Genomic DNA, 18970 nt, shown 5'->3' with positions numbered 1-18970 from the left:
CGATCATGAACAGAGCTCCGCTGAGCCCCATCGTCTGTTTCATTTCATTGCTGAGCACGGGCGCTGCGCTGGGCAACCCCGTCACGGCACCGTCACGGACCCAGGACACGCAGTCTGCTCCGCTGGAGCGTTCGCACTCTGAACAGGCGGCAAGCTGGGGTCTCACCGAGCAGGAATGGACACGCTTCGAACAGATCCAAGCCGGGCCGCGTGGTTACTGGAGCCCGAATCTCGATCCGCTGACTGCACTCGGCGTCGAGGCAGAGAACGACCAAGAGCGTCAGCGCTATGCCGAATTGCAGGTAGCGCTGGAAGCCAAACGTGCCGAGCGCGAGTTGGCTTACCAAAACGCCTACACCGCAGCTTGGGCCAAGCTGTTTCCTGGACTGTTGCCGATTCAGGGTATGGCATCCCCGCCCGCTGCTAGCTCACCGGTAGAGCCGCGCCGTGCTCTGTTTGTCGAAGACCATTGCCCAGCGTGCACCGCTGAAGCGCAGCGTCTGCAAAGCAGTGATACGGCGTTCGATATCTACCTGGTGGGCAGCCAAGGTGAAGATGAACATGTCCGTGGCTGGGCGCGGCAAGCAGGCATTGATGCGAGCAAGGTCCAACACCGGCGAATCACCCTGAACCATGATCGCGGGCGCTGGTTCAGCCTGGGAGCCCCGAGACCGTTACCCGTCACATTTCAGCAGGTGAACGGACAATGGCAACGTCTCGATTGATTGCTATTGCGCTCCTGCTGACAGTGCTCGCCGTCCACGCTGATGAGCTTCCGCCTCCGGCTTATCAACTGGCGGCGCATGACGCCAACATCCCTTCCACGGTGCTGTTCGCTATTGCCCTGCAGGAGAGTGGCGCCCGCCTCCGTGGTCGACTGTTGCCCTGGCCCTGGACGCTGAATATTGCCGGTAGTCCTTACCGTTTCGCCAATCGTCAGACCGCCTGTCACGCCTTGCTTCAGGCGCTTGCTCGGTATGACGCCAAGCGGGTCGATGCCGGGCTTGGGCAAATCAACCTGGGTTATCACGGACAGCATTTTTCCAGTCCCTGCGAAGCCCTCGAACCCTACCGCAATCTGGCCGTAACTGCCGCGCTGCTGCAAGAACATCACGCCGTCACCGGTGATTGGGTGTCGGCTGCTGGCCGATATCACCGCCCGGCAGGAGGAACGCCGGCCGCGCGTTACCGCGCCGGCTTTTCCCGCCAACTCGAACGACTGCAGGTTTCCTTTAAACAGGGCACACCACCATGAAGCGAACCCCCATTGCCTGTTATTTCACCCTGCTCTTGGCAACTACCCAGTCACAATGGACCTTAGCCGGGGATCAGCCTAGCGACTTCATCCGATCTCATTTTCAAGCTAACAGGCCGTCAATAAGCAACAACTCCCAGCCTGATCGGGCCGTACATGCGGACCTGTCCACGTTTGCTGATGAAACCTGGATATTGCCCATACGAAGCTCGCGCTTGAGCCCGGGCCAGATCACACCTCGCGCTATGAACATGCCGGGCCTACGGCCATTTTTCCTAATCGGTGAGGATCCCCAGTCATTGGCTTGGTTGCATCAACGTGCGGCCAAATTGGAGGAAATGGGCGCGGCGGGACTCGCCGTCGAAGTGGCCGATTCTGCAGCACTGGCTCGGATTCGAGCCGCCGCCCCGGGCATCACCATCCTGCCGGTCAACGGCAACGACATTGCCACCCGTCTGCAGATTGAGCACTACCCCGTCTTGATCACCGCCAGCTCACTGGAACAGTGAGTCCACGTCATGGCCGAGCATGCGATGGAGTCCAAACTCCGACCCGCAGTGGAGCTGTACACCGTAGCGATCTGCATCGCCGCCGCGGTGTTGTGCGTGTACTCGCCCTGGGCTGTCGCCCTGTCACCCGAGATCGGTCTGGTTGCAGCGCTGGCCTATGCCCTGTTCGGCCTGATCCGGCTGCGACAAGCCTGGGAGGTGCTGCGCTATCGGCGAAATATCCGTCGGCTGCCCCGCTACGAGCTGACCAGTCGGCAGATTCCGGTCAGTCGCAGACGTCTGTTCATGGGGCGCGGCTTTCGCTGGAGCCGCCTGCACACCCAGCGCTTGGTCGAGGCGCAGGATCCGGCGGTCGCCCACTATGTCGACCAACCGACCAGCTACCGCCTGGCCCGTGGTCTCGAACGGCGCCTGGAGCATGCACCATTTCCGCTCTCGATACTGGCAGGTGTCACGGCCTGGGATAGCGCCTTCAATCCGTTGCGCCCTTTACCCCCAGTAGGTGGGTCGCCACTGTTGCATGGGGTCGAGCCCGATGAAACGGAAGTCAGTCTGCCGCTGGGCGAACGGGTCGGACACACCCTGGTGCTCGGCACTACCCGTGTCGGCAAAACGCGACTCGCCGAGGTATACATCACCCAGGACATTCATCGCATCGAACATGAGGTCGTCATCGTCTTCGACCCGAAGGGCGATGCCGACTTGCTTAAACGGATGTACGTCGAAGCCAAACGCGCAGGTCGGGAAAAGGAGTTTTATGTTTTCCATCTAGGCTGGCCGGAGATCTCCGCTCGCTACAACGCCGTGGGACGTTTCGGACGCATTTCTGAGGTGGCGTCTCGCATTGCTGGGCAGCTCAGCGGCGAAGGTAACTCTGCGGCCTTCCGTGAGTTCGCCTGGCGCTTCGTCAACATCATTGCCCGGGCTTTGATCGAGCTGGGTCGGCGTCCGGACTATCTGCAGATCCAACGCCATGTGGTCAACATCGACGCGCTGTTCATCGAATACGCCCAGCAGTTTTTCGCCAAGACCGACCCTAAGGCGTGGGAGGTGATCGTCCAGCTCGAAGGCAAACTCACCGAGAAGAACATTCCCCGGCATATGATCGGACGCGAAAAGCGCGTGGTGGCCATCGAACAATACCTGGCGGCGAAACGGGTGTTCGATCCGGTGCTGGATGGACTGCGTTCGGCGGTACGCTACGACCGTACTTATTTCGACAAAATCGTGGCTTCGCTACTGCCGCTGCTGGAGAAACTCACCACCGGCAAGACCGCCCAGCTACTGGCTCCCAACTACACCGATTTAGATGACCCGCGGCCAATATTCGACTGGATGCAGATCATCCGTAAACGCGGCATCGTCTATGTCGGCCTGGATGCACTGACCGACGCCGAGGTGGCCGCCGCTGTGGGCAACTCCATGTTCGCCGACTTGGTCTCGGTGGCGGGACACATCTATAAACACGGCATTGACCATGGCCTGCCCCAATCGAACAACAACAGTGACAAGTTGCCGATCAACTTGCACGCTGATGAGTTCAACGAGTTGATGGGCGACGAGTTCATCCCGCTGATCAACAAGGGAGGTGGCGCCGGCATCCAGGTAACCGCCTACACCCAGACCCTTAGCGATATCGAAGCGCGCATCGGTAACCGGGCGAAAGCTGGCCAAGTGATCGGCAATTTCAACACCCTGCAGATGCTCCGCGTGCGCGAAACTGCAACCGCCGAATTACTCACCCAGCAGTTGCCTAAGGTTAACGTGCTGACCAAGACCCTGGTGTCGGGAGCCACCGACACTTCTGATCCGGAGGCCAATACAGACTTCACTTCCTCCTCGCAGGACCGCGTCAGCAGCACCAGTGTGCCGCTGATCGAGCCAGCGCATATCGTCAGTCTGCCCAAGGGGCAAATGTTTTCCTTTCAGGCCGGTGGCCAGCTCTGGAAAGTCCGCATGCCGTTGCCAAAACCCTCCAACGACGACGCCATGCCCAAGGATCTGCAGGAACTCACTCAACGGATGCGGGCGGCGTACAACGCACAGGCGGGGCAGTGGTGGAGCGCCAGCAGTGGCGGCCCAACAACTAACTTCGATTTGGATCAGGTGGGGTAGCCCGCCCCCGCTAAAGATTTTGACTCAGCAGAAAACGATCCAGAAGACATCGTTACGACATCAGCTCTGCAACTCATTGGAGTGAACGATGACGACTTTCGCACCAAACTCGCCACCACAACCGACCCAGCACCCAGGGTTAATCGTCTCGGCGATTGGCTTGGTTTTACGCATCATCGGTTTGCTGATTGCCTCGTTGCTATTCTCAATCCTCATCGAGTTCGCCGGTCTACTGCTGCTCTGGGGCGACCAGGGTTGGCGACACGGCCAAGCCATGTTGAATAGCGAATTGGGATGGCTCAGCGAGCACTTCAAGGCTTCACTCATCCTCCAACAACCTGGGCGAACTATTGTCCAGTGGCTGGATTTCCTCAATCAGTGGCTGCTAGTGAAGACTGGCTTTGCGGATTTTGCCCGGCAAGCGCGAGTGTCGAGCCAAGGCAACGGCTTCTGGGGTTGGACCAATCAGCTCTACGTGAGCATTGAGGATTTCATACTGGCGGCGGTGTATGTCACCTTCACCTTCATGGTGCGCCTGACCATTCTAGTCTTGGCCATACCCCTCTTCGTGGTAGTGATGTTGACTGGTTTTGTCGATGGTTTGGTGCGTCGTGACCTGCGAAAATTTGGAGCGGGGCGTGAGAGCAGTTTTGTCTATCATAGGGCTAAGCGTGCAATGACGCCGTTGCTGCTTGTACCTTGGATTGTTTACCTATCGCTGCCCGTTTCGCTCAACCCTCTCTTTATATTTATACCGAGCGCCGCGATGCTTGGTGTAACAACGGCAATCACCGCGACGACATTCAAGAAATATCTGTGAAATTTGGCCGTTAAGCTTTCCTCAAGTCATTGGCTACGAGTGGAATTCATACTCGCATTTTTGCAGGCCGTGGCGATTGCCCCCATGAAATCCTTCAATTTAGGCCAAATCCTATCCGCACGTTTTTCATGCTCAGAGAATGGTTTTGAAAACATAAAATTAACCATATCTTTAATTTGACTCTCCGCATCTGGGGTTCCGAACTCCACTCCCATGCTCTCAATATATGAGTGTCGATGACTCAAAACGTCAGCGAGCGTATCGTCCAGGGTTTGCCCTACCAAAACATAACCGGCTTTCTGCTGATACTGTCGGGAACCATCACAGACTTGCAACATATCAATATCTCCTAGCCCCAATAAAGCACCCTTCCTATTGAAATTATTGAGATCAGCTAAAGCCTCCGCCATTGGGCCACTCCCGATCGGCAGTGCATCGGGGTTATGCTGCGACTGCTGAATTATCGCGCGTTCCACTCGACTAGTGAGTACAAACTTAACATACCAAGCATCAAAATATTTCAAAGGCAAGTCATCAGGTATTTCAACATACGCAATACCAATAGGAAGTTTCACACCGAAAGGCGCCTTCAAGTCTCTCTTCCAACTCATGCCTTCTATTTTCTTAAAGTATTGCGTAAGGTACATATCGTCAGCATGTACCGCGGCGAGAACCCCCACCAAAGCTTCAACCGACTTAAAGCCGATCCATGTCATGCGCAGACCTGTATCAGAGAAATACAGCTGAAGTTCTTCGAGTGCATTTACTGCTTCAGCTGACGTAATATTTCCACGACGCCCCATATGCTCATAAAGGGCTGCCGGTGTTACAGCCAAGTGGGTTTCTCTATCACTCCAGCCTGTTACGAACCTGGTAAACGCGGTATATGATAATGCCTGCAAATCGCGATTTGGCTTAGAGCCTCGATGTTTAAAAGACTGAATTATACTGTTATCGAGAACCAAATACATTGGCCCTTCCAACTCGTAGCTGACCGCGTATTCTCTTGCAAACGTCTCAGTCGACATAAAAAATTGAAAAATCTCTTCGTCACTGCGGCCATGTAAACGCTCCGCGACCTCAACTATAACTTTTTCCTTTACGCCTTCCACTACCACCTTCCTTAACGACAATTTAATAAAACCGATCACACTCAGCTCGAATAATCTGCTGACGTTCACTCTTCAAACGGAGATCTTAATTCCAGACCAACGTCGGGACCACCACAATGTCCATTTCTCCTATTCGTTTGCTCACGCTTGCTGTTATCGCATTTCACAGCAACAGCTTTGCGGCGGGCGGGCAAGAGCAGCAGCTCACTTTAATCCTCCGACAGCTCGATACCCTCGACACGTTAGTACGCAGGGCGCCACGTTTCGAAGCACCAGAATTAAATACACGTTATCGCTTTGACTACCCTCGTCTGACTCAGGATATCCAGCGCATTCGCCAAGGTGTGAAGGGCTATTTATCCCCTTCCCGTGCCCAACCTCGCGACCCCAGTGAACTGTTCGGCGATTACCGCCTCGATACCACGCCACAGAGTCCTCGCCATGAGCATGACTGACGCCCAGACCGCTGCCTTCCAAAACGCCTCCGGCTTTTCGGCGCTGAGCAGTTCGACGCTCTGGCTGTCCCTGGTTCTCGTCCTGACTTTGCTTTGGTGTGCCTGGGTGATTTGGATGGGTTACCGGGGTTGGGCAGCCGGCAGTGTGCGCTTTGGAGCCTTAGGCGGCAGCGCCACGCGTGTGCTGCTCGCTCTGCTCGTTCTGATGTTCTTCACCCTGTCCTAACCCATGAGATCGCCATCATGCTCAAGTGCCTTTACCCCCTGAAAAACAATCTGCGTGACCGTGCCAGCCAGCGCTTGATCGGTCTGCTGCTGGTGTTTGGTCCGAGCCTAGCTTTCGCCGAGCTCCCCACTATGGAAGCCCCCTCTCGCGGCGAAGGGTCCGGATTGATCGAGACGATCAAAAACTATGCCTATGACGGCGGCATCCTGCTCGGTCTGTTGATCGCCCTGCTCGCGTTTCTCGGCGTGGCTTGGCATTCCCTGACGGTGTATGCCGACGTGCAGAACCAGCGCAAGACCTGGAAAGACCTTGGCGCGGTGGTCGGTATCGGTGCCCTGCTGGTGGTGATCATCATCTGGTTCCTGACCAAGGCGGCCGCGATTCTGTGAGGTTGGTATGAATGACTTTATCGAATGCCTTGCCGACGGCACTTTGGTCTTTCTGCCGGAGCGACTCAATCGTGATCCTGCCGTATTGCGCGGTTTAACCAATGATGAGATGTGGGTAGCACTTGGCGCCGGCGCAGTCGTTGGCCTGTTGTTGGGCGTTCCTCTGGCGATCGCCACCGCCTCTATTGCAGTGGCACCGACGACCATGATCGCTGGCATGACCGTGGTGTTATTTGCAGGTGGCACGCTACTGCGTCGTACCAAACGGGCTCGCCCCGAGACCTGGTTGTACCGCAAGCTCGAATGGATACTCGCCAGCCGTTGGAGCTTGGGGCGCGGAAGTTTGATTCTCCACTCCGGCGCTTGGACGGTTCGCCGTTCGCGTCGACTGCGCCCTGCCCTGTCCCGGTGGCAACCATGAGTCGTTTTCGGAACAAGGTGGATGCCCAGCAGGCCCACACCTTCAGCCTGCGTCTGGTGGTAATGATCCTCGCCCTTGTGTAGTGGTCTAATGAAACCGGACACCCATTTAGGCGAGAATGCTCGCCAGATCGAGGTGTCAGATGACCAAACAACGCCGCTCCTTTACTCCTGAATTCAAGCGCGAGGCTGCCGACCTCGTGCTCAAACAAAACTACAGCTACATCGAAGCCAGCCGTTCACTCGGCATTGGTGAGTCGGCATTGCGCCGCTGGGTTGACCAGATTCAGAAAGAACATAAAGGCATCACCCCGCAGAGCAAGGCACTGACTCCGGAACAACAAAAAATTCAGGAGTTGGAAGCTCGGATTGCTCGGCTTGAGCGAGAGAAATCAATACTAAAAAAGGCTACCGCGCTCTTGATGTCGGAAGATCTCGAGCGTTCGCGCTGATTGACCAGTTGAGCATCCACGAGCCGGTTGATTGGCTGTGCAAGGTGTTTGAAGTGACCCGCTCGTGCTACTACGCTCGGCGTCTCAGGCGCCGCACACCGGATGTAGAACGCCTTCGATTGCGCAGTCGGGTGAACGAGTTGTTCACCCAAGGCCGCAGTGCTCCCGGTAGCCGTAGCATCATGGCCATGATGCAGGACGACGGCGAGCAGATCGGGCGATTCAAGGTGCGCAGCCTGATGCGCGAGCTGGAGTTGGTCAGCAAACAACCGGGATCGCATGCCTACAAAAAGGCGACGGTCGAGCGGCCCGACATCCCTAATATTTTGAACCGGGAGTTTGATGTGCCCGCTCCTGACCACGTCTGGTGTGGCGATATCACTTATATCTGGGCTCAAGGGAAATGGCAGTATCTGGCGGTTGTGCTAGATCTTTTTGCCCGCCGTGTTGTGGGTTGGGCGTTGTCGGGAAAGCCGGATGCCGACTTGGTCATCAAGGCCTTGGACATGGCTTACGAGCAGCGAGGGAAGCCTCAAGGTTTGCTGTTCCACTCCGACCAGGGCTCGCAATATGGAAGCCGTAGTTTTCGCCAGCGCCTTTGGCGATATCGCATGCGTCAGAGCATGAGCCGGCGAGGAAATTGTTGGGATAATGCGCCGATGGAGCGGGTGTTCAGGAGCCTGAAAACCGAGTGGATACCGACCATGGGCTACACGACGGTCCAACAAGCTCAGCGGGATATCAGCCATTTTTTGATGCACCGGTACAACTGGATTCGACCGCACCAATTTAATGGTGGGCTGCCACCGGCTCAGGCCGAGAAAAAACTTAACGTCGTGTCCGGGATCAGTTGATCCACTACATAGGCATCCAGAAGCGGCTTAATTACGGCCAATCTGTCTTTGATGAACTGGAGAGTGCCCTCGTACTCGGTTTTAGGCTTGCTATCGTAGTCCTCGATAACCCCCTTGATGCGGTGCTTCACACGCAGCGCAATCTCATCAACCGTCTTGCTCTTCTTGAGGTCTTCGACCTGCTTGGTCAACTGATTGATGCTGGTCTGGATACCCGAAAGGATATCCTTTTCCTTGGCCAGCGATTTAATGAGTTTGTTTTCCTCATCTCTGAAACTCTCCCGCGCGTAAGACGTGGTTTTGAGCTCACGGTTCATCCAGCCAATCGCGGCAGTCAGCTTATTCGCCTCCACCTCCACTTGCTCATGGGGCGCATCACAGAATGGGCAATACGCGTCGCTAACCTCGGCGTACTCCGGCACCGGAATCTCGGCGATATTCTTGGCGAAATCTTCTGTGAGGCTGATCGACGACCGCACCGCGTAGAGTTTGTCCTGAAGTTCACGAACAATTATCGTCTGTTTCGACCGATCGTCTTCGAGCGTTTTTTTGCGTAGCGAGTAAGCGTCTGCCTGACTGTCGATTCGAACGTTCGCGTCGTGGATCTTGCGGAAAGACGGCTTAAGACTACCTGCGATTTGAGCGCCCGTAAGCGGGGTCAGATCCGTACCACTGATCACCTTGTACTCGGCTAGGAGGCCGTCTATGCGTTTAATGAAATGCTCTTTTTCACCCTTTGTCTTAGGTAGCTGCGCCTCGATCTTCTTTTGCTCAGCCCGAAGTTGATTTTGCTCTTGGGACAGATAGAAGTAGTCCTGATCGACAAAGTTCATGAATATTTTCAGGTGCTCAATCGCCTGGTCACGCTTCTCTTTTTCATCGAAGCGGTAGAAGAGCGCATGCTTGTTAGCCACCAAATTCTGATGTTGAAGCATGTACGAGACGAAGCTACGTACTGAAGGCGTTGCGCTCTTAGACTTCCCATACTCACGCGGCGAGTCGTCCTCATCAATATCCGTCATGGTGACAGCAAAGTAGCGCCCTAGCTCTTTATTAAAGTCGCGCACCGACAAAAACATATTCGGCGTAAAGAATGCATTAATATTCTTCATCCGCTGAAAAATCTCGTCGAGCGAGCCACTGACCTCAGCAATGAAAATCTTATCGACATCGCGAGTTCGCGCCAAACATAGAAGTTCAGCCTCTAACTGCAGAATGGTGAAATACATCTTCGACCGGGCAGTAATGACACCTTTCGGAATCGTATCGTCGCTATTACCAAAGCAAAAATCAAATATTTCAATAATCGCACTTTTGCCCATCGAAGACTTGCCAGTGATGATATTCAGGCCAGACTTGAACGTGACCTGATGCACTTCATTATCACGATCTACAACACCGACAGATTTGACGTAACATTTCATAGCTGCACAATCCCTAGCGACTTGAATACCCGAGGAGCTTCTCGATCTTGCAGGAGCTTTGCCAGGTTGCGGGCAGACGCCACTTTCTGCCCCAATCCCTTCAGGGGTGGATACGTTTTTTGGGTGACCCTGACGATCATATCGTCATTGATCGTCAGATACTCCGCGCTCACCAGGCTCATCAATGTGACATTGGTGACCTCTCGCAGCGACTGTATCCGCTTATGAACGCCCGCGATCCGCGTTTTATCGCTCACCATGGTTCGCCAGGTATTCCGCTCGCTGATCCGGTGCAGGTACGCTGAAGTCGCCTCATGCAGCACAAAAGGCAGCACAAGATAGCTGAAAAGAATATTCTTCTGCGTCTCCTGTAGCTCGTCGTAGAACCCATGGAGAATGGGCGCCATGATCAACGGGTTTCGTTGCAGGGTATGAATATAGTCAATGGTTGTAAGGGTCATCACCAAAGCCTCCAATGCAACTTCTCATTACCCTGTTCGTCCTCGTCGTCCGCCAACATATGCCAGAGCCCATTTCGAAACTCCACGGAGGTGCCATCGAATGCAGGTATCCCATCGACGGGCTCGCCGCAACGAGTATCAAAGAAGTTCTGCGATTCGAAACACCACTCCCCTTCAGGCTTTCGGGAGCAGCGCCTCATCTCGACCGACCTTAAACTTTTATGCCGTTTAAGCTGATCATGTTTGTAATTATCGATGTCAATCTTTTCGACGGTGAACCGCTTAAATTCGTTGGAGATTGTGTGCACGGCCACCATGTGTTCTAGTACTGCAGAGGATACTTTGCCAGCATACTCAATTTCGTAGAGCTTTTTCACAAACAGCCGATCAGTATAGCCTGACTTATCTTCACCTTCGAAGATCGCCGGATCAACCACAGGAAACTTTCGCGAGTTCCTTCCGTACCGCGAGAACAACTTAGCAAGCTTAATATCGAAATCTTCGTAGGTAATCTTCCAACCGTCCTTGGCTAGGCAAGGCTCGATCAGGTAGCCCAGCAGCGCCTGGAAATACTCATCACGCTGTGTGGGATCAATCCCTTTACCGAAGCGGCTTCGAGCATCGAATGCACGCGATTTGAGGCTAGGTTCATTAGAGAGAATCTTGACCTTTTCAATCACGTCCTTCAGAACAGATCTTCTTTCATCTGCCATGACGAACTGCTGAGCCTGAACGGCCTTGGAAGGCTTCTTCCCGGATTCAGCTACACGCGCCTCACTATCAGCCAGTACTTTGGCAAGCAACGCTAGGCGATCATCACCACTGAGGTCGTTCCAATGGCGCAGCTCTGCCGTTGAGCCGTAGGACTGGGTCGTGAGCAAGATAAGCTCGGCATACTTCTCTTGCTTGAACTTCGGTGACAACCAGTTCTTCAGGGTATTCCAGAAATTGATATGTCCATCAGTAAGGTCATCAATGAAGTTTTTGACTTCGACCTGGACACTACCACTAACAGTGACATCACCATACACCTCAAGCCAGAGGGTCTGCCTTTCTACCAATTGGTGGCAGTACTCAAGCGTCACAATCAACTGGTAGTCGATGGCCTCCAGCAATCTGGTTGCATCGTTGGCAAGCTTAGCCACAAAATCCTCCACTCTTTGCTTCACCGTAGCGGTGTGCAGACTCGCGAGGAGATCAACGCCGTCCTGGCCAATCCGCCTACCAAAGGCGCAAAATCAATTCAGGCACGAAAACCCTGTACCTTATGTAGCCAGGCGATATAACTGTATCTATATACAGTTGTAGAGTGCGATAGCTTAGCGATTGTAGCGTGATGGCATTTCATTGGCAAAAAGCCATGTCGCGGTCTAATCCTTCTACTCTTAATTGCTGATTGTCAGCAACAAAGACGAAGGTACATGGGGCTCTTTCGACTGATAACGATGGGTTCGAACTTGATTGCAAATCCGCGAAGATATCGCTCGGTTCCAGCACATGGTCAACCCGACTGAGCCAGCTTAGCAAGATGACTGGGCGATTGAGTATTCTCACCGCTACCCTGCCGGATCCCGAATACGCCATTGGAGTCTCAGCAAACGCCCGGCAGATATCCACATCGTCGCTTATTTGAACGCAGCAACAGCGGCCAAACGACTGATCAGCGACCTGGCCCAACGGTTTAATTGATCAAGAACGGCACGGATAAGGCGCTTCCGTGCTTAAGGATATCGACACGTTACCAATGCTCTCTTACGAACGACCAAGGATCTTCCAGATACTGGTTGCTCATCCACTATGCGAACGCGCACTGAATACCAGACACGGCCACCGACGTCCGTGTCAGAAATCGCCATTCGCGGTCGCTCGCACATCCGGTGCAATTGGGGGCAAATCTGGGGGCAAAATTCGTCTTTTTTAGGCTGAAAACACCATTCTAGAGACACGTCAAAATGTTTTTTGGCGACCCTGAGAGTCTTTAGGCGTTGTCTGGCAGGCTGTTTAGCTGATCATTTCTGGCTTTTCATAGGCCATGGAGACCCATTCACTTCCAGACGATTGCTACATTAGGGGCATATCTGAGGGGATGCTTTGGATGGTTTGAAAAGGATGCCCCCAGCCTAAGGCCAAGTGGGCTATTGATGAGGATAGCTCCGACCGGACATTCTGCGATTCGATGGACCGGCCTGAAGCTTTCAGCGGAACGGTGGACACTGGAATCGACGAGAGAACAACACCGTCATTCACGGAGGCAACCTGATCGACCGCCCAGGCTGTAACGTCGAGCCGACGATCATCCTCGCCAACAGTGTCAACGACATCCTGCTCAACGAGGAAATCTTCGGGCCCATCACCACGCTCTTGCCGTACGACAGCGAAGAAAAACTGCTGGCTTTGATGAACCCACGGCTTGAGCGCCAGCCTCTGGACAAACGACTTGAGCAAAGCCCTGTGCATGGTGCCTGCCATCGAAGCCAGCACGGTGTGGGTTAACATGCACACGATGCTGGACTCGGCGGTGCCATTTGGCGGCAACAAATCCTCAGGAATAGGCCGGGAGTTCGGCAGCGCATTCATTGATGACTACGCCGAGCTGAAGTCAGTGATGATTCGTTACTGAGGCCAACCTCGACATTTTTCGATTTTCATGTGACGGCTTTTGCAGCTCTGGCGATCAAACAACGCTAGAGTATTTGCTGTCTCACATAAGGAATTGACAGATGTTCATTGGACGACTCGCCGAACTGACCGGCTGCACCCCAAAAGCCATTCGACTGTACGAGCAAATGGGCCTGATCAACGAGCCGGAGCGTGAGGGGCGCTATCGCCTCTACAATGCTCACCACTTGGAAATCGTCCACCTCATACGCAAGGCGCAGATGGCCGGGTTCAAGCTGGCCGAGATGAACCCGCTGATTGCCGCAAAAAACAAGTTGAAGTCCTTTCCGCTGGCGTTGGCCAACCAGGCCGTCGACGACAAGCGCCGGCAAGTCCAGGACAGGATCGCCGAACTGCAGGCGCTTGATCTTCACTTGATTGAACTCAAAAGCGAGATGAACTCAATGTTTGCGCCTAGCCCTTTGGCGGGTCTTAATAAGCTTGATGCGCCTGTCTGTGCAGATAAGCAAACGCTTGCCTCAAGGCCACTTCAGGCGGCCGTGGGTTGAAACCCAATTCGTTTTTCGCCTTGGTAATGTTGTATTCCTGTGCCACGTTGTGAAACAGGCGCACCTGGCTCAAGAGCAACTGGGCGGGTGTGCCCATTAATTGCGCCCAGTGTTCCTGCAGCGAGGCCACGCCCAGCAGTAGCCAGCGTGGCGCTGAGACAGGCTGGCGATACCCAGGCGCCTGGGTGTTGGCGGCTGCGATCAAATCGCTGAGCGGCGACGAACGCTCATTGGCGAGGATATAGCGCTGCCCCGGCCGGCCCTTTTCGGCGGCGAGTATCATCCCGTCGGCCACATCACGAACATCGACGAAGTTGAAACGAAACCCCGGATCAAAGGGCATCTGCCGCTGCCGAACCGATTGAAGGAAGCCCATGGTATCCGTGAGGTAGCCGGCATTGGGGCCAACCATGGCCGAAGGCAATACCGATACCATGCTCAACCCCAACGCCTCAGCGCACTGCCAGGCTGCCTGCTCGGAGAGAATCTTCGATTTGTAGTAGGCGTTTTCGCTTTCCGTATTCCAGTGCGCCTCATCCAGCGCCGTACCATCATGACCGACGGCGGCCACCGAACTGACGTAGACCACACGCCGCACACTCGCCCGTGAAGCGGCTTGCAGCACACGCCGTGTGCCCTGGATATTCGGCTCGACAATCTCGGCCTGTGGGTTGCGCGCCCAGTGCTTGAACACGGCGGCCACTTGAAACAGTACCTCCACGCCCTCCAACGCCTTGTCCAAGGCCGCACTGTCCATTAACTCGGCATACACCAACTCGCAGTCCAGCCCGGCAAAGGGTGCGTGGTTATGGATATCACGAACGCCGGCTCGAACCCGATAGCCCTGGCCGAGCAACGCTCGCACCAAGGTATTGCCCAGATGGCCGTTGGCACCCGTCACCAGACATAAACCTTTCACAGGAACTCCTTGTCGGCAGCGCGCCAGAGTGTGCGCTTGAAAAAAGCATACGAGGTGTCCCATGGGGCAGAGTCAAGTAACCGTTGGTACGTTAGTTCAGTTTTCTGATTTCAGCGTCTCGGACACATCTAGACACATCTAGACACATCTATAATGAGCGCTTAGCAAAATATCATTGTCTGGCAGTTATGACACGAACGTTCCAAGTTTAAAAAAAATCATATAAAACAAGGACTTAATCATCTACCCCTTAGGACAGATGACACGATTTTAAATCAAAAACATTTCGAAGCACTCTTGTTGAATTAAGCAATGCACACTGACAGCATTTCGACACCGCTGAAATATTGCGCTTTTCGATTGATCATGCATGGACGCTTCAATGACGCTGAACAAACAACTTCCCCCTCATTATCACCTTCCAGGTGAGGGTTTGAAAAAACTGAGCCACGGCAGAAATAGTTTTATCGCCTACGCCACCGTCGTCACATCATACAACTACGCCCACCTCTAGTTTAATTACGACACTCCACAGTTCAATAATGCAGGCGCTTTTCGCTCTGCAATTAGTGCGCAGAATTCATCGATACGCATAATAATATTAGAGCTCGCTCTAAGGCGGCCCCATGTTCAAATCACTCATATTCTCAGCATCCGTGCTGCCTATGCTGGTGCTCGCTGGAGAATTAAACTCAGACTCAAGAGTGTCGTATCAGACGGCGGAAAACATAGTCGAGGGTAAACTTTTCAAAATCTGAAACACGCTTCTACAACTCACTGTCCTACGAGACCGAATCAGAAGCTCGGCTGTTCCTCTCAACCCGCCTGCGTTGGAATATGAGCGGCCAACTGGAACCGGGCGAACCGGACCAGACGGCACTTTCACCGATCAGCGATGGGCGCAAGATTTACGACAACTACCCTTTTCAGTTCGACTTGCGTGAACTCTATTACCGACGAGCGTTAGGCCAGGAAGGCACCATGACCCTGGGCAAGCAACAAGTGGTTTGGGGGCAGGCAGATGGGGTGACGGTACTGGATATCGTCAACCCGATGAATTACCGCGAATTCATTCTCGAAGACCCGGAGGAAGCCCGCATTCCGACGTGGATGGCCAATGTTGTCGGGCGTTCTGCGCCAGGCTTTCAGCGGTGCGTCGGTGCGCGCAGGGCTTGAGGTGACAATGTCGTCCTAAAACGTTGAAACAATACTCTTGGCCGGATTGGACGGGCGCTCGGGACCTAGCGATACCCCCGCGCCTGAACATCGAACAACTCGGCATAGCGCCCACCCGCCACCATCAGCTGTTGATGGCTGCCCTCCTCCAGGATTCGCCCGCCGTCCAGCACGATGATGTGGTCGGCATTGCGCACGCTGGAAAATCGATGGGAAATCAACAACGTCATGCGGCCCTTGGCGTGTTCGCGAAAGTGCTCGAACACCGCCGCCTCGGCGCCGGCGTCCAGCGCGGCCGTCGGCTCGTCAAGAATCAGCAGATCCGCCTCCTGGCGCATATACGCGCGTGACAAGGCGACTTTCTGCCATTGCCCACCCGACAACTCCTGGCCGCCAAGCCAGCGCCCTAACTGTGTGCCGTAGGCCCTGCTCAGGCGCTCGATGAATTCGGCGGCCACCCCCTGGGTTGCGGCCGTGCGCCAGCGCGCCTCATCGTTCAGCGCATCGACGTCACCCACTCCAAGGTTCTCGCCGACGGTCATCTGGTAGCGGATGTAATCCTGGAAAATCACCCCAATGCGCTGGCGCAGTGTCTGTTCATCCCAGTCTTGCAAGTCGCTGCCATCCAGCAGAATGCGCCCCTCGTGCGGGGTATACAGGCGCGTGAGCAGTTTGATCAGGCTGGTTTTGCCCGAGCCATTCTCGCCCACCAGGGCCAGGCTTTGCCCCGGCGCCAAGTGCAGGTTGATGTCAGTCAATGCCTGCCGCTCAGCGCCGGGGTAACTGAACCCCACGTGCTCGCAGCGCAGACCGTCGCCGGGACACGCGCCCTGGGTAAGCCGGCCACTCGGCAGGACCACAGGGGTTAGCAGGTACTCATAAAGGTCCGACAGAAACAGACTGTCGTCATACAGGCCGGCAATGGCGCTGAGGCTGGCGGTGATCGCGCTTTGCCCCTGCTTGAACAGCACGATGTACATGGTCATCTGTCCCAGGCTGGTCTGGCCGCGCACGGTGTCCAGCACCACCCAGGCGTAAGCCACATAAAACGCCGCGGTGCCCAGCAGGCCCAGGGCAAAGCCCCAGGCATCCCGACGCACTGTCAACTGGCGGTCTTCGGTGTACAAGCGTCGGGCGTTGTCGCGGTAGCGCTTGAGGAACAGCGGCGCCAGGCCGAACAGCTTGACCTCTTTGGCATGGGTCTCGTGGGACAGCAGCGATTCCAGGTAATTCTGCTGACGGGTCTCGGGCGCGCGCCGGTGGAACAGGCGAAACGCATTGCCCGAGAAATGCGTCTCGGCGAAGAACACCGGTAAGGCGCCGACCACCAGAATCACCAGCGCCCACGGCGAAAAGTGCACTAACAGCACGGCAAAGCTGATCAGCGCGATCAGGTTCTGCACCAGCCCCAGGCCCTTGGTGACCAGGCTCAGGGGTCTTGTTGACGCGCCCTGGCGCACGCGCACCAGCTTGTCGTGGAACTCGGCGTCTTCAAATTGCAGGAGTGAGAGGGTCTGGGCTTTCTCCAGAATCATCAGGTTGACCTTCACCCCCAACTGCACCCGCAGCAACGATTGCTGCATTGACAACGCGCGCTGGGCGGCGGCCAGCAGCGCCAATACGCCCGCCTCGGCCAGCACGTACTGCATCACTGGCCACACGGGCGCCTGGCTGCCGGCTGCATGAATCTGCATCGCGTGCACCACGCCATCGACAATACGCTGGCCGATCCAGGCTGCCAGCGCAGGCAACAGACCGGCAACGATGGTGGCCAGCAGCAGGCCTATGAATAAGGGACGCGACGTCCCCCACACCAGCTTCAGTGCCCTGCGCGCCTGGATGGAAAACGCGCTCAATCGATTGAACAGCACCATGAATGGCATGGACTCCGTGTGGGGGCTGGGGTGGGACGGGTGGATTATGACAGGCGATGACGTTGCGCACATCCAACGGCGAGGCGACAGGGGCAAGTGGTGGAGCAAGGGGCAACCACGGCAGATTCTCGGCGCGCCGCAGCATGACTACATCCGCGCCTTGATCGCCGCCGCCGATCCTGCAACTGCAACTGCAACTGCAAAACGTTGTAAGCAGAGACATGGCCCGCGACCCAGAAACCGATCAGCAGGCCAGGGTAATCAGGCCCTGGGCCGAGCTTCTTTCGTAGCCAGCCGGACAAGCGCTCATCAAACTGATGGCATCACTGGGCACTAACCTCTTGCGATTATACGACCGGTCATTACAGGTAAGAGGCGCAATAACACAGGTAAAAATCTCGCCTGACCTGGCAGCACCACTGAACGTTTGTTTGCCAGTGCTGTAAGGGTTTGCTTGGCGACCTCGGAGGGCGAAATCTTCTTGCCTTGCTTATCTCTTGTTGCACGAGTGTCGACACTGGGAGGCAATACCGCCAAGACATGCGTTCCATGTCTCACGAGCTGCCGGCGAAGCCCCTCGGCAAAACCGTGCTGGCCCGCCTTGGCGGCGCCGTAGGTCAGTGCTCGCCCGGGCGACACCAGGGCGAAGCCGAAGCTTACGATGACAATTGGCCGGCCAGCGCGCCAATGTGGCTGCCGTCAATTGGACCGGTGCCGTCAGGTTGAGGGTGATTTCATCGGCGAGAGCGATCATGTCCGAGAGGCCCGCAGCAAAATCCCGCTCAATGAGCTGGCCTGCATTGCTGACGAGAATGTCGAGCTTGCCAAACCGCTCCGTGACGGTGTCCAGTAGCATCGCCTGTTCAGCGACGACAGTCACATCGGCTTTGACCTCAAGGGCGGCGGGGTACCGGCGACGAAATGCTTCGAGTGCCTCCGGGGATCTTCCGCAAACCGCTACCCGTGCACCTACCCCCAGGAAAGCCTCGGCCAGCGCCAGGCCTATGCCAGCGGTCCCGCCGGTGATTAAAACGACTCGTTCATGCCAACTCACGCTTGCGTGCATCGCAGTCTCCCAAACTTATCAGTTAACGCTTCCAGCTCTGGACGGGTGGCTTTGCTTTGTTGCCCTTGAGGTGCAAGCGCGCGACTGCTTGTACATTGGCGGCCAAGGACGAGAGTAGTTTTCCCAGCGCCGGTTGTTCAGGCTGACGTCGCACGCTGCGCTCGACGGAGTCCATGCTGGGTAGGATTCTTGGAAAGGCCGCCCCGTCCAGCGGGCCACCAGGCTGCGAGGTGTACGCGTAATGCATCGCGCCTTGTACGACGTTGAACGGGACGT

At 55.5% G+C, this 18970-nt stretch carries 19 protein-coding genes and 3 pseudogenes; 14 read left to right on the top strand and 8 right to left on the bottom strand.

The window, feature by feature from the left end:
* Nucleotides 1-5 precede the first annotated feature (5 nt).
* The 5 genes from AACY36_RS23645 (at nucleotide 6) to AACY36_RS23625 (ending at nucleotide 4699) form a co-directional block, all read left to right on the top strand.
* Nucleotides 6-725, top strand: a complete 720-nt coding sequence (locus AACY36_RS23645) for a TIGR03759 family integrating conjugative element protein (protein ID WP_339439385.1) — start codon at nucleotides 6-8, stop codon at nucleotides 723-725.
* Nucleotides 707-1255, top strand: a complete 549-nt coding sequence (locus AACY36_RS23640; protein ID WP_339420340.1) for a lytic transglycosylase — start codon at nucleotides 707-709, stop codon at nucleotides 1253-1255. The genes AACY36_RS23645 and AACY36_RS23640 overlap by 19 nt, the downstream gene beginning before the upstream one ends.
* Nucleotides 1252-1764: an integrating conjugative element protein gene (locus AACY36_RS23635; RefSeq protein ID WP_339420341.1), complete on the top strand. Its 513-nt coding sequence runs from the start codon at nucleotides 1252-1254 to the stop codon at nucleotides 1762-1764. Before AACY36_RS23640 ends, AACY36_RS23635 begins: the two co-directional genes overlap by 4 nt.
* Before the next feature lie 9 nt (nucleotides 1765-1773).
* Complete coding sequence (traD, locus tag AACY36_RS23630) at nucleotides 1774-3879, top strand: type IV conjugative transfer system coupling protein TraD (protein WP_339439384.1); 2106 nt, start codon at nucleotides 1774-1776, stop codon at nucleotides 3877-3879.
* An 88-nt stretch (nucleotides 3880-3967) separates the two neighbouring features.
* On the top strand, nucleotides 3968-4699 hold the full coding sequence (locus tag AACY36_RS23625) for a TIGR03747 family integrating conjugative element membrane protein (protein WP_339497637.1): 732 nt from the start codon (nucleotides 3968-3970) through the stop codon (nucleotides 4697-4699).
* A gap of 26 nt (nucleotides 4700-4725) precedes the next feature.
* Here the strand turns inward: AACY36_RS23625 and AACY36_RS23620 are convergent, their stop codons facing one another.
* A complete protein-coding gene (locus AACY36_RS23620; protein ID WP_339497636.1) occupies nucleotides 4726-5811 on the bottom strand; it encodes a hypothetical protein in 1086 nt (361 codons plus the stop codon).
* A gap of 116 nt (nucleotides 5812-5927) precedes the next feature.
* Between AACY36_RS23620 and AACY36_RS23615 the strand changes: the two genes are divergently transcribed.
* From AACY36_RS23615 to AACY36_RS23590, 6 genes and pseudogenes are all read left to right on the top strand, one after another.
* Complete coding sequence (locus tag AACY36_RS23615; RefSeq protein WP_339420345.1) at nucleotides 5928-6266, top strand: integrative conjugative element protein, RAQPRD family; 339 nt, start codon at nucleotides 5928-5930, stop codon at nucleotides 6264-6266.
* Nucleotides 6253-6492 carry a TIGR03758 family integrating conjugative element protein gene (locus AACY36_RS23610; protein WP_339497634.1) on the top strand — a complete coding sequence of 80 codons (240 nt, stop codon included), beginning with the start codon at nucleotides 6253-6255 and terminating at the stop codon, nucleotides 6490-6492. Before AACY36_RS23615 ends, AACY36_RS23610 begins: the two co-directional genes overlap by 14 nt.
* A 17-nt stretch (nucleotides 6493-6509) precedes the next feature.
* Nucleotides 6510-6881: a TIGR03745 family integrating conjugative element membrane protein gene (locus tag AACY36_RS23605; protein WP_339420346.1), complete on the top strand. Its 372-nt coding sequence runs from the start codon at nucleotides 6510-6512 to the stop codon at nucleotides 6879-6881.
* A 7-nt stretch (nucleotides 6882-6888) separates the two neighbouring features.
* Nucleotides 6889-7302 (top strand): TIGR03750 family conjugal transfer protein, encoded by a 414-nt coding sequence (locus AACY36_RS23600; protein ID WP_339420347.1) that lies wholly within the window; start codon nucleotides 6889-6891, stop codon nucleotides 7300-7302.
* A pseudogene (locus AACY36_RS23595) lies at nucleotides 7299-7382 on the top strand (PFL_4703 family integrating conjugative element protein); the annotation flags it as partial. The gene AACY36_RS23600 and the pseudogene AACY36_RS23595, both read left to right, overlap by 4 nt.
* 62 nt (nucleotides 7383-7444) lie before the next feature.
* Nucleotides 7445-8607, top strand: a protein-coding gene (locus tag AACY36_RS23590; RefSeq protein ID WP_339497632.1) for an IS3 family transposase whose coding sequence is annotated in 2 segments (ribosomal slippage) — nucleotides 7445-7700 and nucleotides 7700-8607 — 1164 coding nt in all. Because the reading frame shifts where the segments join, the coding sequence is not laid out codon by codon here.
* On the opposite strand, the gene AACY36_RS23585 is transcribed toward AACY36_RS23590, so the two are convergent.
* From AACY36_RS23585 to AACY36_RS23575, 3 genes are read right to left on the bottom strand one after another with little or no spacing between them, the layout of a single operon-like run.
* Entirely contained in the window at nucleotides 8565-10031 is a 1467-nt protein-coding gene (locus AACY36_RS23585) for an AAA family ATPase (RefSeq protein ID WP_339497630.1), read from the bottom strand. The genes AACY36_RS23590 and AACY36_RS23585 overlap by 43 nt on opposite strands.
* A complete protein-coding gene (locus tag AACY36_RS23580) occupies nucleotides 10028-10492 on the bottom strand; it encodes a three component ABC system middle component (RefSeq protein ID WP_339419115.1) in 465 nt (154 codons plus the stop codon). Before AACY36_RS23580 ends, AACY36_RS23585 begins: the two co-directional genes overlap by 4 nt.
* Complete coding sequence (locus AACY36_RS23575) at nucleotides 10492-11637, bottom strand: hypothetical protein (RefSeq protein WP_339439567.1); 1146 nt, start codon at nucleotides 11635-11637, stop codon at nucleotides 10492-10494. The genes AACY36_RS23580 and AACY36_RS23575 overlap by 1 nt, the downstream gene beginning before the upstream one ends.
* 1075 nt (nucleotides 11638-12712) lie before the next feature.
* Between AACY36_RS23575 and AACY36_RS23570 the strand changes: the two are divergent.
* Together AACY36_RS23570 and AACY36_RS23565 are read left to right on the top strand one after the other, a co-directional pair.
* Nucleotides 12713-13112, top strand: a pseudogene (locus AACY36_RS23570) (aldehyde dehydrogenase family protein); the annotation flags it as partial.
* Nucleotides 13113-13212: 100 nt separating this feature from the next.
* Nucleotides 13213-13659 (top strand): MerR family transcriptional regulator, encoded by a 447-nt coding sequence (locus AACY36_RS23565; protein WP_339419113.1) that lies wholly within the window; start codon nucleotides 13213-13215, stop codon nucleotides 13657-13659.
* On the opposite strand, the gene AACY36_RS23560 is transcribed toward AACY36_RS23565, so the two are convergent.
* Nucleotides 13583-14578, bottom strand: a complete 996-nt coding sequence (locus tag AACY36_RS23560) for an NAD-dependent epimerase/dehydratase family protein (RefSeq protein WP_339419112.1) — start codon at nucleotides 14576-14578, stop codon at nucleotides 13583-13585. The two genes, AACY36_RS23565 and AACY36_RS23560, sit on opposite strands and share 77 nt — an antisense overlap.
* Before the next feature lie 837 nt (nucleotides 14579-15415).
* On the opposite strand from AACY36_RS23560, the gene AACY36_RS23555 reads away from it, so the two are divergent.
* Complete coding sequence (locus AACY36_RS23555; RefSeq protein ID WP_339419111.1) at nucleotides 15416-15754, top strand: DUF1302 family protein; 339 nt, start codon at nucleotides 15416-15418, stop codon at nucleotides 15752-15754.
* 65 nt (nucleotides 15755-15819) lie between these two features.
* Here the strand turns inward: AACY36_RS23555 and AACY36_RS23550 are convergent, their stop codons facing one another.
* The 3 genes and pseudogenes from AACY36_RS23550 to AACY36_RS28400 all read right to left on the bottom strand — a co-directional run.
* A complete protein-coding gene (locus AACY36_RS23550; protein ID WP_339419125.1) occupies nucleotides 15820-17628 on the bottom strand; it encodes an ABC transporter ATP-binding protein in 1809 nt (602 codons plus the stop codon).
* Nucleotides 17629-17961: 333 nt separating this feature from the next.
* Nucleotides 17962-18291, bottom strand: coding sequence for an SDR family NAD(P)-dependent oxidoreductase (locus tag AACY36_RS28405; RefSeq protein WP_370468049.1), 330 nt, complete (start codon nucleotides 18289-18291; stop codon nucleotides 17962-17964).
* 28 nt (nucleotides 18292-18319) lie between these two features.
* Nucleotides 18320-18694, bottom strand: a pseudogene (locus AACY36_RS28400) (SDR family NAD(P)-dependent oxidoreductase); the annotation flags it as partial.
* Nucleotides 18695-18970: the final 276 nt, after the last annotated feature.

The organism is Pseudomonas sp. EA_15y_Pfl1_P101, assembly GCF_963970835.1.
Taxonomy (GTDB): domain Bacteria; phylum Pseudomonadota; class Gammaproteobacteria; order Pseudomonadales; family Pseudomonadaceae; genus Aquipseudomonas; species Aquipseudomonas tritici.
This window is presented reverse-complemented; position numbering and strand designations above follow the sequence as displayed.

Bases quoted from the DNA above. Each gene is read 5' to 3' on its own strand.
- AACY36_RS23645 (WP_339439385.1), top strand. From the start codon at position 6: ATGAACAGAGCTCCGCTGAGCCCCATCGTCTGTTTCATTTCATTGCTG.
- AACY36_RS23640 (WP_339420340.1), top strand. From the start codon at position 707: ATGGCAACGTCTCGATTGATTGCTATTGCGCTCCTGCTGACAGTGCTC.
- AACY36_RS23635 (WP_339420341.1), top strand. From the start codon at position 1,252: ATGAAGCGAACCCCCATTGCCTGTTATTTCACCCTGCTCTTGGCAACT.
- traD (WP_339439384.1), top strand. From the start codon at position 1,774: ATGGCCGAGCATGCGATGGAGTCCAAACTCCGACCCGCAGTGGAGCTG.
- AACY36_RS23625 (WP_339497637.1), top strand. From the start codon at position 3,968: ATGACGACTTTCGCACCAAACTCGCCACCACAACCGACCCAGCACCCA.
- AACY36_RS23615 (WP_339420345.1), top strand. From the start codon at position 5,928: ATGTCCATTTCTCCTATTCGTTTGCTCACGCTTGCTGTTATCGCATTT.
- AACY36_RS23610 (WP_339497634.1), top strand. From the start codon at position 6,253: ATGAGCATGACTGACGCCCAGACCGCTGCCTTCCAAAACGCCTCCGGC.
- AACY36_RS23605 (WP_339420346.1), top strand. From the start codon at position 6,510: ATGCTCAAGTGCCTTTACCCCCTGAAAAACAATCTGCGTGACCGTGCC.
- AACY36_RS23600 (WP_339420347.1), top strand. From the start codon at position 6,889: ATGAATGACTTTATCGAATGCCTTGCCGACGGCACTTTGGTCTTTCTG.
- AACY36_RS23585 (WP_339497630.1), bottom strand. From the start codon at position 10,031: ATGAAATGTTACGTCAAATCTGTCGGTGTTGTAGATCGTGATAATGAA.
- AACY36_RS23580 (WP_339419115.1), bottom strand. From the start codon at position 10,492: ATGACCCTTACAACCATTGACTATATTCATACCCTGCAACGAAACCCG.
- AACY36_RS23565 (WP_339419113.1), top strand. From the start codon at position 13,213: ATGTTCATTGGACGACTCGCCGAACTGACCGGCTGCACCCCAAAAGCC.
- AACY36_RS23555 (WP_339419111.1), top strand. From the start codon at position 15,416: ATGAGCGGCCAACTGGAACCGGGCGAACCGGACCAGACGGCACTTTCA.
- AACY36_RS23550 (WP_339419125.1), bottom strand. From the start codon at position 17,628: ATGGTGCTGTTCAATCGATTGAGCGCGTTTTCCATCCAGGCGCGCAGG.